Source organism: Oerskovia flava, assembly GCF_026163685.1.
In the GTDB taxonomy this organism is placed as follows: Bacteria; Actinomycetota; Actinomycetes; order Actinomycetales; family Cellulomonadaceae; genus Oerskovia_A; species Oerskovia_A flava.
The window spans coordinates 198,436-210,849 of record NZ_JAOXSR010000005.1; the positions used below are offsets into that span (position 1 = coordinate 198,436).

Here is a 12,414-nt window from a genome sequence, read left to right on the forward strand (position 1 = left end):
GACGTCCACGCCCGTCCCCTCCCGCGAAGGACCGCGATGCCCAGCACCGTCCCCTCCAGCCCGGACCGCCGCCTCCTCGACGACGACCTGCTCGCAGCCGTCCGCTCGCGGGCGGCCGGCTACGACCGCGACAACGCCTGGTTCGCGGAGGACATGGCGGACCTGACGGCCGCCGGGTACCTGGGCGCCCTCGTCCCGGAGTCGTTCGGCGGCGCCGGGCTCGGGTTGCGCGAGACCACGCGGGAGCAGGCACGCCTCGCGGGCGCGGCTCCCGCCACGGCCCTCGCCGTCAACATGCACCACGTGTGGACGGGGGTCGCCCGGTACCTGCACGAGCGCGGGGACTCGTCGCTCGACTGGCTGCTCGAGGAGGCGGGGCGGGGCGAGGTCTTCGGCTTCGGGTACAGCGAGCCCGGCAACGACCTCGTCCTGCTGGGCTCGCGCACCGAGGCGCGGCCCGACGGCGCGGGCGGGTACACGTTCCACGGACGGAAGATCTTCACGTCCAACTCCCCCGGCTGGACGCGCCTCGGCATCCTCGGCCTCGACGCCGTGTCCGACGACGGCCCGCACCTCGTGCACGCGTTCGTCACCCGGTCCGGTGGCGGGTTCGAGATCCTCGACGACTGGGACACCCTCGGGATGCGGGCGAGCCAGAGCCGCACGACGCTCCTCGACGGGGCGCACGCCCCTGCCGAGCGGGTCGTGCGCAGGCTTCCCGTCGGGCCCAGCACGGACCCCCTCGTGCTCGCCATCTTCACCTCGTTCGAGATCCTCCTGGCCTCGGTCTACACGGGCATCGCCCAGCGGGCGCTGGAGCTCGCCGTCGAGGCGGCGCACCGCAGGACGTCGCTGAAGCACGACGGCCGCAGCCTCGCGCAGGACCCGGACATCCGGTGGCGCGTCGCGGCGGCCGGTATCGCGCTCGACGGGATCGTGCCGCAGATCGACCGGCTCGCCCGCGATGTCGACGACCTGGTGGACCACGGGTCGGGCTGGTTCCGATCGGCAGCCGGCCTCAAGGTGCGGGCGACGGAGACCGCGCGGGACGTCGTCGACCAGGCGGTGCGTGTCTCGGGTGGTTCGACGTACTTCGCGTCGTCGGAGCTGGGTCGCCTCTCCCGGGACGTGCTGGCCGGGATCTTCCACCCGTCGGACGCGGAGTCGGCACACTCGACCGTTGCGACGTCGCTGCTGGGTCCGGTGGAGTGACCGACGCTCCCGCCCGCCAGACGGTCGCCCGAGGCACTCGTCGGCCGCTGCGGCGTACGCTCCCTCCATGACGTCCAGCCACCCCCCGCACGGTCCGGCGGCCCTCCGGCCGGAGACGCTCGCGGTCGCCGCAGGCCGCCCGGAGCGCACGCAGGGCGCGCCGGTCAACCCGCCCCTCGTGCTCTCCTCGACCTACGTGTCGCAGGGCGTGCAGCAACCCGGCGAGATGCTGTACACCCGCATGGACACCGAGACGTGGCACCCCTTCGAGGAGGCGCTCGCCGCGCTGGAGGGCGCCGGCGAGCCCGCCGTCGCGTTCGGCTCCGGCATGGCGGCGATCGCGGCGGCCCTGTCGTCGGTGCCCGCGGGCGGGACCGTCGTCCTGCCCCGGCACGCGTACCAGGTGACCCTCGGGTTCGTCGACGACCTCACCCGGCGCGCGGGCGTGACCGTGCGCCGGGTGGACGTCGCCGACACCGACCAGGTCGTCGCCGCGCTCGACGGTGCCTCCTTGCTGCTGGTCGAGTCCCCGACCAACCCCATGCTCGAGGTCGCGGACCTTCCTGCCCTGCTCACTGCCGCACGGGAGCGGGACGTGCTCAGCGTCGTGGACAACACCTTCGCCACCCCGCTGGGCCAGCAGCCGCTCGCCCACGGGGCCGACGTCGTCGTGCACTCGGTCACCAAGTACCTCGCCGGCCACTCCGACGTCGTCCTCGGTGCCGCGGTGACCGACTCCCCCGAGATCGCGGCGCGGCTGCGCGCCTACCGGACGCTCCACGGCTCGGTCCCCGGGCCGTTCGAGGTGTGGCTCGCTCTCCGCGGGCTCCGCACGCTCGCCCTGCGCGTCGAGCGGTCCCAGGCGAACGCCGCCGAGCTCGCGCACCGCCTCGCCGCGCACCCCGGTGTCGCCGAGGTGCGCCACCCCAGCCTCCCGGACGACCCCGGGCACGAGCGAGCCGCGCGCCTGATGCACGGCTTCGGGTCCATCCTCGGGCTGCGCCCGCATGGTGGACCCGCGGCCGCCGACGCGCTCGTGGCGGCCGTACGCCTGTGGGTCCCCGCGACGAGCCTCGGGGGCGTCGAGTCGAGTCTCGAGCGGCGACGTCGGTTCGCCACCGAGTCGCTCACCGTACCCGAGGACCTGCTGCGGCTGTCCGTGGGCATCGAGTCCGTCGAGGACCTGTGGTCGGATCTCGAACAGGCCCTGGACGGCTTGCGCACGTAGCATCGGTGGACCGGCGTCGCGCCGGCCCTGTCGTCGAACCGGAGGATCACGTGAGCCGCTCAGGACTCCCACGGCGCCAGCAGCCCGACACCCGCGGGTCGACCCGGCGCCCCGGCACCGCCGGGGTGGCGATCACCGTCGCCGCGCTTCTGACGGCGGCGGCCTGCGCGGGCGGGGACGGACCCGCCGACGGTGCGGTCACGAGCACTGGCGAGAGTTCGCCGACCGAGGCGACCACGACACCGAGCGACGACGAGACCAGCACGGAACCGACGGCCGACTCACCGGACGACGCGACAGACGACGGCACGGACGAGCTCGCCCCCGCGCCGGTCCCGTTCCCGGCCGACGCCTCGCCCGACACGCAGGACCCCTCGAGCGACGCGATGCTCACCGTGACGGACATCCGCCTCGGGTACCACGACGACTTCGAGCGGGTCGTCTTCGAGCTCGGCGGCACCGGTACACCTGGGTGGCGCGTCGAGTACGTCGACGAGCCGGCCGACGACGGCACGGGGTCCCCGGTGGAGGTCGACGGTGACGCGTTCCTGCAGGTGATGATCTCCGGCTCGGCCTACCCGATGGACAGCGGGGTCGAGGAGTACGCCGGCGAGAACCCGCTCCGGTCGGACGAGCTCGACGAGATCGAAGAGGTCCTGCTCCGCGGTGTGTTCGAGGGCTACACCCAGGCGTTCATCGGGGTCGACGACGACGACCGGCCGGCGTTCCGCGTGTTCGCCCTCGAGGACCCCGTACGCGTGGTGGTCGACGTGCGCGACGACTGACCGGGGTCCAGCCCGTCCGCAGGGCTCAGTGGTCGACGGACACGCCCTCCGACTTCTGGGGCCGTGACAGCAGCCCGCGTGCCATGTCGTCGACCGGCATGCCCTCGTGGAGCACCGCGACCACACCGGCAGTGATGGGCATGTCGACGCCGGCCTTCTGCCCCAGCTCGAGCACCGACCGGCAGGACTTGACACCCTCGGCCGTCCCGCCGGTCGCGGCGACGGCCTCCTCCAGCGTCATGCCCTGGCCGATGTGCTTGCCGAGGGTGTGGTTGCGCGACAACGGCGACGAGCACGTCGCGACGAGGTCGCCCATCCCGGCGAGGCCGGAGAAGGTCGCGGAGTCCGCGCCGAGCGACAGCCCGAGGCGGGTGATCTCCACCAGGCCCCGGGTGATGACGGTCGCCGTCGTGTTGTACCCGAACCCCCGGCCCTGGGCGATGCCCACCGCCAGGGCGATGACGTTCTTCACAGCACCGCACAGCTCGACCCCGACGACGTCGGCGTTCGTGTAGGGACGGAAGTACGGCGTCGAGCAAGCGCGCGCGACGAACCGCGCGGTCGCCTCGTCGCTGCAGGAGACCACGGTCGCGGTCGGCTGCCTGTCGGCGATCTCGCGCGCGAGGTTGGGGCCGGAGACGACCGCGACCCGGTCGGCCGGCAGGTCGAGCGCCTCCGCCACGACCTCGCTCATGCGCCGGTCGGTGCTGAGCTCGACGCCCTTCATGAGGGAGACGGCGACGGCTCCGGGCGCGACGTGCGACCGCAGGCCCTCGAGCGTCGTCCGGGCGACCTGGGACGGGATCGCGACGACGACGAGCTGTGCGCCCGCGAGCGCCTCGGCGGCGTCCGTCGTCCCCGTGATCCTGGCCGGGAGCTCGACGCCGGGCAGGTACTTCTCGTTACGGTGCTGCGAGGTGACCTGGTCCGCGACCTCCTGGTCGCGTCCCCACAGGCGGACCGTGCAGCCGGCGTCGGCGAGGACCGCCGCGAAGGTCGTCCCCCAGCTGCCCGAGCCGAGCACGGCCGCGGTGATCGGTGCGGCGTCGGGCTGCGCGGACTCGGGCTGCGCGGGCTCGGGCTGCGCGGACTCCGTCGCGCTCATGATCGGCCCTCCGAGCCGGGGTGCTTGCGCACGTCGTAGCGCTCGGCGGGAGCCTTCTCGCCGCGGATCTCCTCGAGCAGGACCGTGACGGCGTCCATGACCCGGTCGGTGGCCTCGCGCAGCGTCGCGGTGTCCAGCGGGCGGTCGTACAGGTCGGAGAGGTCCACGGGCGGGCCCGCGTGCACGGCGATCTTCTTCGGCGGGATCGGCTTGAAGAGCTTCTTGTACCGGCCCAGGAGGTCCTGCGCGCCCCACTGGGCGATGGGGACGACCGGCGCGCGCGAGACCAGCGCCAGCCGCGCCACCCCGGTCTTGCCCATCATGGGCCACAGGTCGGGCTCACGGGTGAGCGTGCCCTCGGGGAAGACCGCGACGCACTCCCCCGCCTCGAGCTGGGCGACCGCGTCCGCGAGGGACGAGGCCGCGGCCGTCGTGGACCGGTGCACCGGGATCATGCCGGTCTGCGTGAGCAGCCAGCCGAGGCCCGGCACCTTCCACAGCGACGACTTCGCGAGGATCTTCGGCGCGCGCCCGTTGTCGTAGAGGAAGTGCGCGAACGTCAGGGGGTCGATGTTCGTCATGTGGTTCGCCGCGGCGATGTAGCCACCGGTGGCGGGCAGGTTCTGGGTGCCCTGCCAGTCACGACGGGTGATGGCGAACAGGATCGGACGCAGGACGAACGCGACGCCGCGGTAGACGCGGCTGGTGGGGTGAGCTGTCGGCACGGACACCGAGCCTACCGGTCAGATCCACCCGTGCCGGCGCGCGATGTGCACGGCCTCGTGCCGGTTGGCCGCGCCGAGCTTCGCCGCCGCCGACGACAGGTAGTTGCGGACCGTGCCCGGCGCGAGCGACGCGCGCGTCGCGATCTCCTCGACGGGCGCGCCGCCGGCGGCGAGCTCGAGGACGTCGGACTCACGAGCCGTCAGCGGGCTGGCACCCGCCGCGATCGCCTCGGCGGCGAGCTCCGGGTCGACGTACCGGCCGCCGTCGTGCACCTGCCGGACGACGTCCGCGAGGACGCGCGAGGAGACCGTCTTCGGCAGGAACGCGCGGACCCCTGCCTCGAGCGATCGCTTGAGGTACCCGGGCCGGCCGTGGCTCGTGACGATCACCACGGCGCACGACGGCAGCTCGGTGGCGAGCGCCTCGGCGACCTGCACCCCGTCCAGGCCGGGCATCTGGAGGTCGAGGACCGCGACGTCGGGCGTGTGCTTGCGCGCCGCGGCGACGGCCTCGATCCCGGAGGCCGCCTGCGCGACTACCTCGATGTCGTCCTCCAGCGCCAGGAGCGAGGCGACGGCGTCACGGATGAGGTTCTCGTCGTCGGCGAGCAGGATGCGGATCACGCGTGGGTGCCTTTCTCGAGGGCAGAAGGAGCGTAGGTAGGGGTCGGTGCGCGGTCGGGCACCCGGGCGACGAGACCGAACCGCTCGTCCTCGTACCAGGTCGTCAGCTCGCCGCGGACACCGGCGAGGCGTTCGGAGAGCCCGACGAGGCCGGACCCACGTCCCGGCGGCGAGGTCACGCCGTCGTTGACGATCTCGAGGACCGCACCGTCGGCGTCGCGGCGCAGCTCGACGCGGCAGGTCGCCGCGGCCGAGTGGCGCACGACGTTCGTCACCCCCTCGCGGACCACCCAGGCGAGGGCCTCCTGGGCCTCCTTGCCGACCTGGACGTCCTCGCCCGTCACCGTGGTGTCGATCCCGGCCGAGCGGAGGACGGAGCGTGCGCCGGCGAGCTCGGCGGCGAGGTCCGCGCTGCGGTAGCCCGCGACGACCGACCGCACCTCGCGCAGCGCCTCCTGCGCGATCTGACGGACCTCGAGCATCTGCTCCTCCGCGCCGGGACGGCCGCGGGCGGTGAGCTCTGCCGCGAGCTCGCTCTTGACCGCGACGACGGACAGGGTGCGACCGAACACGTCGTGCAGGTCACGGGAGAAACGCAGGCGTTCCTCGGCCACGGCGAGCCGGGCGTGCAGGACGCGGGTGCGCTCCTGCTCCCAGACGACGCCGTCCATCCAGATCGAGGCGCGGTAGGACAGGAAGGCACCGAAGCACACGATCATCAGGGCGAACCCTTGACCAGTGGCGACCCCGACGGCCGTACCGTCCTGCCGGTCGGCCCCGAGAAGGTGGACCCCCGCGACCAGGCCCCCGATCCCGACGGCGCCGACCGTCAGCCAGCGGAACGCGAGCAAGGGTGCGCAGGCGGCGACCGTGAACCCTGCGAAGACGAGGGTGAGCACGACCCGGGTGTTGCCGTCGACGTAGGCGGCGTCCTGGCCCGGGTACGTCAGGGTGCTCAGCACGATGCCCAGCACGCCGAGTGCGACCGCCGCCCCCAGGACCCACCTCTTGGCGGAGGGCCCCCCGAGGAACTGTGTGATACCCGAGCGCAGGAGGCCGATGCACGCCACGGTGTGCACGAGGGCGACGATCAGGAGCGGCCCGAGAAGGGCCGGCCGCGAGGGCTCGGGCTCGGCCAGGCCCACGACCCACAGCACGAGGAACACCTCGCACGCGGACAGCACGTAGAGCGACCAGCGGGTGTAGGCGTCGAACCGCTCCGGGTCCGAGCTGCGCTGCCACACGCCGAAGATGTTGCCGGGAACTCTCACGTCCACCACCTTGTCACGGCTCCGGTGCCGGCGGCACCGGCGACGCCCCTGGCCCGACCTCGTCCGCCTCGCCACGTCAGCGTCGCGGCTCCCAGCTCATGTACCGCCCGGCGAGCCAGGCCCCGGCCAGGCACCACGCGGCGAGCACGGCGAGCGGCGCCGCGCCGGCGGCGAAGGACTCGACGAAGGAGTACGTCGCGCCGTCGGGACCCACACCCGTCAGTCCCGTCCCGAGGAGCTCGGCGACGGCGTGCAGCGGAGTGAGCTGCGCGATCACCTGCACCGGGTCGGGGAGCACGTCGAGCGGCAAGGTCACCCCGGAGAACAGCAGGGCCACGGCCATGATCGGCAGGGTCGAGAGCTGCGCCGACTCGAGCGTCCTGGTGAAGGCGGTGCTGGCCGCGGCGAGCGTGGTGAACACGAAGGTCCCGCCGAGGAGGGCGACGAGCACGAGGACGAGGTTCGTCGGGACGTCCAGCCCGATCCACAGCGCGACGGCCGCGCCGCCGAGCACGAGCTGGCCGAGCAGGGTCACCACGGCGGGCGTCGCCGCGCCGGCGAGGATCTCGGCGTCGGTAACCTGTCCCGTCCGCAGCCGCTTGAGGACGAGCTCCTCGCGCCTGGCGACGTACGCGCTGGCCAGGTTGTAGTAGACGACGAACATCAGGGCGAAGCAGGCGAGCGAGACCAGCGCGAGCGCCCCGACGGAGGCGCCCGGGTCCGCGGCGGCCAAGGCCTCGAAGGTCCCGGTCACGTGGAGGAACGCGACCATGGCGGGTGCGAGCGCGAGGCCGTTGAACAGCGCCGTGCGGTTGCGCAGCAGCAGCCGGGTCTCGGCCCGCACGAGCGAGCCGGTGCGGCGGAGCCGCGCCCGCAGCCCGTCCGGGCGGGTGCGCGACGCGGGACCGGTGGCAGCGCGGGGGGCGGGGCTGGTCGGTGGTTCGGTGGCGAGGGTGGTCATGCTGCGGCCTCCTGACGGGTGTGGCCTGCGGCCGGGTGGTCGGCGGTACCGTCGGTGGGGTGGTCGGTGAGGTGGTCGGCGGCGATCGTGAGGAACGCCTGCTCGAGGGACGCCGGCCGCGCCTCGAGGCCGGTGAGGGCGACGTCGTGCTCGGTCGCCCAGGCCAGCAGCGTCGCGAGGGTGGGCTGCAGCGCGCGCGTGGGGATCACGAGGCGCCCGGCGTCCACCCGGGTGGGAGCGACGACGTCGGGCAGCGAGGGCAGGTCGTCCGGCCGCACGGCCGCGGCGTCGAGGTAGACGTGCGCAGGCTCGGAGCCGACGATCTCGGCGACGGTCCCCTCGCGCACGATCCGGCCGCCGTGCATGATCGCGAGCCGGTCCGCGAGCCGCTCCGCCTCCTCCAGGTAGTGGGTGGTCAGGACGACGGTCGTGCCCTCGTCGAGCAGCGAGCTGACGAGCTCCCACACGGACCGGCGGCTCTCCGGGTCGAGCCCGGTGGTGGGTTCGTCGAGGAACAGGACCTCGGGCCGACCGAGGAGGGCCAGCGCGAGGTCGAGGCGCCGGCGCTCACCACCCGAGAGCGACTTCACGGCGACGGACGAGCGGCCGCGCAGGTCCACCAGGTCGAGCGCCTCGGCGACCGGTCGGGACTCCTGCAGCGTGCCCGCCCACATCCGGGCGGTCTCCTCGGTCGTGAGATCCGACGGGAAGCCCGCCTCCTGCAGCATGATGCCGATGCGCGGACGCACGAGGGACCGACGGCGGTAGGGGTCCTGGCCGAAGACGTGCACCGTGCCGTCGCTCGGCCGGGCGAGGCCCTCGACGACCTCGAGGAGCGAGGTCTTCCCGGCGCCGTTCGTGCCGAGCAGCGCGAAGAGCTCGCCGCGGCGCACGTGCAGGTCGACGCCGCGCACGGCCTCGAACTCGGGGCGGGCGCCGGTGCGCGAGCCGTAGCGGCGACGCACCGCGTGCACGTCGATGATCGTCTCGTGGTCGAGCGCCGACCCAGGTGAGGTGTCCATGGAGGTGTCCATGCCTCCAGCCTGCCGCCGCTCTCGGGCGAGCGGCAGTGCGCGCCGTCACCGGTCGCGTACACGCCGTCACCGGCATGGCGTGACAGATGTCACGCCACGCCCGGTGAGGTCAGGACCTCCCGGCGTCCCGGCTGACGTCCGCGCCGAGGGCGACGAGCTTGTCCTGGAAGTTCTCGTAGCCACGGTCGATGAGGCTGATGCCCCGCACCGTGGAGGTGCCCTTCGCCGCGAGCGCGGCGATGAGGTGCGAGAAGCCCCCGCGCAGGTCGGGGACCTCGATGTCGGCGGCCGAGAGGGGCGTGGGACCGGAGACGACGACCGAGTGGTGGAAGTTGCGCTGGCCGAACCGGCAGTCGCGCCCGCCCAGGCACTCCTTGTACACCTGGATGGTCGCGCCCATGCCGCGCAGCGCGTCGGTAAAGCCGAAGCGGTTCTCGTAGACCGTCTCGTGGACGATCGACAGGCCCTTCGCCTGCGTGAGCGCCACGACGAGCGGCTGCTGCCAGTCCGTCATAAAACCGGGGTGCACGTCGGTCTCGAGCACGATGGGGTCGAGGTCGCCGCCCGGGTGCCAGAACCGGATGCCGTCGTCCTGCACGTCGAAGCGCCCGCCGACCTTGCGGAAGGTGTTGAGGAAGGTCATCATCTCGGGCTGCGTCGCACCCTTGACGGTGACGTCACCGCCTGTCGCGAGCGCCGCGGACGCCCACGACGCCGCTTCGATGCGGTCGCCGAGCGCGGTGTGCGTGTACCCCTCGAGGCGGTCGACGCCTTCGATGCGGATCACGCGGTCCGTGTCCACGGAGATGATCGCGCCCATCTTCTGCAGGACGGCGATGAGGTCCATGATCTCGGGCTCGATCGCCGCGTTCGACAGCTCGGTGATGCCCTCGGCCCGCACGGCCGTGAGGAGGAGCTGCTCGGTCGCGCCGACCGAGGGGTACGGCAGGGAGATCTTGGTGCCGTGCAGGCGCCGCGGGGCGCGGATGTGGATGCCGCCCTCACGCTTGTCCACCACGGCACCGAACTGCCGCAAGATGTCCAGGTGGTAGTTGATCGGCCGGTCGCCGATGCGGCAGCCACCCAGGTCGGGGATGAACGCCTCGCCGAGCCGGTGCAGCAGCGGCCCGCAGAACAGGATCGGGATACGCGACGAGCCGGCGTGGGCGTCGATGTCGGCGACGTGCGCGGACTCGACGTTGCTCGGGTCCAGGTCGAGGATCCCCGCGTCGGGATCCGACTTCACCGCGACCCCGTGCAGCTCGAGCAGGCCCGTCACGACACCGACGTCGCGGATCTGCGGCACGTTGCGCAGCACGCTCGGCGACTCACCCAGCAACGACGCCACCATCGCCTTGGAGACGAAGTTCTTGGCGCCGCGCACCGTGATGGTCCCGTTCAGCGGGTTTCCCCCGCCCACGTACAGCAGATCGTTCATCAGCTCTGATAGCCCTCTCGACAGCGGGTAGTCCCTGGGCCCGCGAGCGGGCCCCGTGCGCCAGAACGGAGCACCAAGCGATTATTCACCCCGCGCGCTCCCGATGCAGCCATGCCCGTGGAGGTCCGGTGGAGGAACCGTCACCGTGACCACCACCCTCGCCCCGCAGGCCGGGCGCGCGCAACCCCCGTCAGGACGACGGCGCCTCGTGGCCGGCGACGTAGCGGTCGATCTCGGCGAGGTACTCCGCGCGCTCCGCGTCCCCCAGCCACGACGCCTCGAACGAGTTCGCGGCGAGCGTCACGACCTCCTCGGTCGTCAGCCCTGCCGCCTCGACGAGCGCCACGTAGTTGTCCGCGACGTAGCCGCCGAAGTAGGCGGGGTCGTCGGAGTTCACCGTGACCCGCACGCCCGAGCGCAGGAGCGCGGCGATCTCCGTCGCCTTCATCTCGTCGGTGACGAACGAGTTCGAGACCGGGCAGCACGTCAGCCCGAGGCCGCGCTCGCGCACGACGTCGACGAGCGCCGGGTCCTCCACGACGTTCGTCCCGTGGTCCACGCGGTCCACCCCGATGCGGTCGAGCACGGTGCGGATGTTGTCGATGCTCCCCTCCTGGTCGATGTCGCAGTGCATCGTCAGGCGGTAGCCGAGCTCGCGCGCCCGGGCGAACACGCCCGCGAACTTCTCCGGCGGGTTGCCGCGCTCGTCCGAGTCGAGCCCGACCCCGAGGATGCGGTCGGCGAACGGCACCGACGCCTCGAGCGTCTCCGCGGCGCTCTCCGCCGACATGTCGCGCAGGAAGCACAGGATGAGGTGCGCGTCGACCCCGTGCTTCGTCGGCGCCTCGGCGGCCGCGCGGTGGTACCCCGTGACGACCGCCTCGAACGGCACCCCGCGCGACGTGTGGGCCTGCGGGTCGAAGAACATCTCGACATGCCGGACGCCGTCCGCCGCTGCCCGCGCGAGGTAGGCGTCCGCGAGCTCGTAGAAGTCGTCCGCCGTCTGCAGGACCTCCATCGCCGGGTAGTACACGGCGAGGAAGCTCGCGAGCGAGTCGAACGCGTACGTCGCGCGGATCTCCTCGACCGTCGACTGGCCGATGTCGATCCCGTTGCGCTCGGCGAGTCGCAGCTTGAGCTCGGGCTCGAGCGTCCCTTCGAGGTGCAGGTGCAACTCGGCCTTCGGCAGGCCGGTGATGAACTCGCGCGTGGGCGTGGCAGGCAGGGTCATGGGTCTCCTTGTCGGGTCCGGTCATCGCTGTCCCACCATCGTCTCTCAGCCCCGAGTCGAAGCACACGGGACCTCCCGTCGAACCGTAACCGCGAAGAAGAGACGAACGACAGCACGGCACGTCACGGGAGCACCTCAGAGCACCCAGTCGACCTTGCCCTCCATCGGGCCGCCGCAGGCCTCGGTGCCGCCGACGCTGACCCAGGTGACATCGACCGCGGTGCGAGCCACCACGTCCTCGTCCTCGCCGAGCGCGCGGAGCTCGATCGGGTTCGGCGGGTAGAAGAGCGTGATGATCCAGGTGTCGCCGTCCCGCGACGTCGGGATCACAGGCACCGTCACGTCGGACCCCGTCGAAAGGGTCGGTTGCCAGTGCTCGCCGTCGCGCACCTGGAGCCGTGCCACCTCGGCGGTGTCTCCCGAGAGGGCCACTTCAAGGAGGCTGGAGTAGCCGATCGCCGGACAGTCGCGTCCCGGTAGCGGTAGGCGCGGCCCGAGGGTCGCGGCGACGACGAGAAGACCGACGACGCCGAGAGCAGCCAGTTCGGCCCAGGGTGGCGGACGAAGGCTCCGGGAAGCCGCAGGCTCCGAGCCGTCAGCTGCGTCACGCCTCATGGCCGCCGGACCCGCCTGCGATGGAGAGGTCCTGCGCCCAAGTCCGCGCGATCGGCTGCCACACGAGTCCGCGAGCCCGGCCACCCAGAACGGGGTCGGCGAGACGCGGCGAGACGAGTCAGGAAGCCCTCCAGCGCGTACAGCGCCAGGTACTCCGCTGGGTCACGGCCCTGCACCTTGGCAAG

At 72.7% G+C, this 12,414-nt stretch carries 12 protein-coding genes; 3 read left to right on the forward strand and 9 right to left on the reverse strand.

The window, feature by feature from the left end:
• Positions 1-36: 36 nt before the first annotated feature.
• The 3 genes from OHL10_RS10550 to OHL10_RS10560 all read left to right on the forward strand — a co-directional run bounded on the left by OHL10_RS10550 (position 37) and on the right by OHL10_RS10560 (position 3,225).
• Positions 37-1,212: an acyl-CoA dehydrogenase family protein gene (locus OHL10_RS10550; RefSeq protein WP_265522165.1), complete on the forward strand. Its 1,176-nt coding sequence runs from the start codon at positions 37-39 to the stop codon at positions 1,210-1,212.
• 67 nt (positions 1,213-1,279) lie between these two features.
• Entirely contained in the window at positions 1,280-2,440 is a 1,161-nt protein-coding gene (locus OHL10_RS10555; RefSeq protein WP_265522166.1) for a trans-sulfuration enzyme family protein, read from the forward strand.
• A gap of 50 nt (positions 2,441-2,490) precedes the next feature.
• Positions 2,491-3,225, forward strand: coding sequence for an AMIN-like domain-containing (lipo)protein (locus OHL10_RS10560; protein WP_265522167.1), 735 nt, complete (start codon positions 2,491-2,493; stop codon positions 3,223-3,225).
• Between the two features lie 25 nt (positions 3,226-3,250).
• Here the strand turns inward: OHL10_RS10560 and OHL10_RS10565 are convergent, their stop codons facing one another.
• The 9 genes from OHL10_RS10565 to OHL10_RS10605 form a co-directional block, all read right to left on the reverse strand.
• Positions 3,251-4,261 carry an NAD(P)H-dependent glycerol-3-phosphate dehydrogenase gene (locus OHL10_RS10565; RefSeq protein ID WP_425498997.1) on the reverse strand — a complete coding sequence of 337 codons (1,011 nt, stop codon included), beginning with the start codon at positions 4,259-4,261 and terminating at the stop codon, positions 3,251-3,253.
• 65 nt (positions 4,262-4,326) lie between these two features.
• Positions 4,327-5,055, reverse strand: a complete 729-nt coding sequence (locus OHL10_RS10570; protein WP_265522169.1) for a lysophospholipid acyltransferase family protein — start codon at positions 5,053-5,055, stop codon at positions 4,327-4,329.
• Positions 5,056-5,073: 18 nt separating this feature from the next.
• A complete protein-coding gene (locus OHL10_RS10575; protein WP_265522170.1) occupies positions 5,074-5,679 on the reverse strand; it encodes a response regulator transcription factor in 606 nt (201 codons plus the stop codon).
• Entirely contained in the window at positions 5,676-6,950 is a 1,275-nt protein-coding gene (locus OHL10_RS10580; RefSeq protein WP_265522171.1) for a sensor histidine kinase, read from the reverse strand. The genes OHL10_RS10575 and OHL10_RS10580 overlap by 4 nt, the downstream gene beginning before the upstream one ends.
• Before the next feature lie 76 nt (positions 6,951-7,026).
• Positions 7,027-7,911 (reverse strand): ABC transporter permease, encoded by an 885-nt coding sequence (locus tag OHL10_RS10585; RefSeq protein WP_265522172.1) that lies wholly within the window; start codon positions 7,909-7,911, stop codon positions 7,027-7,029.
• Positions 7,908-8,933 (reverse strand): ABC transporter ATP-binding protein, encoded by a 1,026-nt coding sequence (locus OHL10_RS10590; protein ID WP_265522173.1) that lies wholly within the window; start codon positions 8,931-8,933, stop codon positions 7,908-7,910. Before OHL10_RS10590 ends, OHL10_RS10585 begins: the two co-directional genes overlap by 4 nt.
• A gap of 121 nt (positions 8,934-9,054) precedes the next feature.
• Positions 9,055-10,383, reverse strand: a complete 1,329-nt coding sequence (gene murA / locus OHL10_RS10595) for a UDP-N-acetylglucosamine 1-carboxyvinyltransferase (protein WP_265522174.1) — start codon at positions 10,381-10,383, stop codon at positions 9,055-9,057.
• Between the two features lie 190 nt (positions 10,384-10,573).
• Positions 10,574-11,614 carry an adenosine deaminase gene (locus tag OHL10_RS10600; protein ID WP_265522175.1) on the reverse strand — a complete coding sequence of 347 codons (1,041 nt, stop codon included), beginning with the start codon at positions 11,612-11,614 and terminating at the stop codon, positions 10,574-10,576.
• A gap of 135 nt (positions 11,615-11,749) precedes the next feature.
• Positions 11,750-12,046 carry a hypothetical protein gene (locus tag OHL10_RS10605; protein WP_265522176.1) on the reverse strand — a complete coding sequence of 99 codons (297 nt, stop codon included), beginning with the start codon at positions 12,044-12,046 and terminating at the stop codon, positions 11,750-11,752.
• Positions 12,047-12,414: the final 368 nt, after the last annotated feature.

Coding starts and splice junctions, on each gene's coding strand:
- OHL10_RS10550 (WP_265522165.1), top strand. CDS start 37: ATGCCCAGCACCGTCCCCTCCAGCCCGGACCGCCGCCTCCTCGACGAC.
- OHL10_RS10555 (WP_265522166.1), top strand. CDS start 1,280: ATGACGTCCAGCCACCCCCCGCACGGTCCGGCGGCCCTCCGGCCGGAG.
- OHL10_RS10585 (WP_265522172.1), bottom strand. CDS start 7,911: ATGACCACCCTCGCCACCGAACCACCGACCAGCCCCGCCCCCCGCGCT.
- OHL10_RS10590 (WP_265522173.1), bottom strand. CDS start 8,933: ATGGACACCTCACCTGGGTCGGCGCTCGACCACGAGACGATCATCGAC.
- murA (WP_265522174.1), bottom strand. CDS start 10,383: ATGAACGATCTGCTGTACGTGGGCGGGGGAAACCCGCTGAACGGGACC.
- OHL10_RS10600 (WP_265522175.1), bottom strand. CDS start 11,614: ATGACCCTGCCTGCCACGCCCACGCGCGAGTTCATCACCGGCCTGCCG.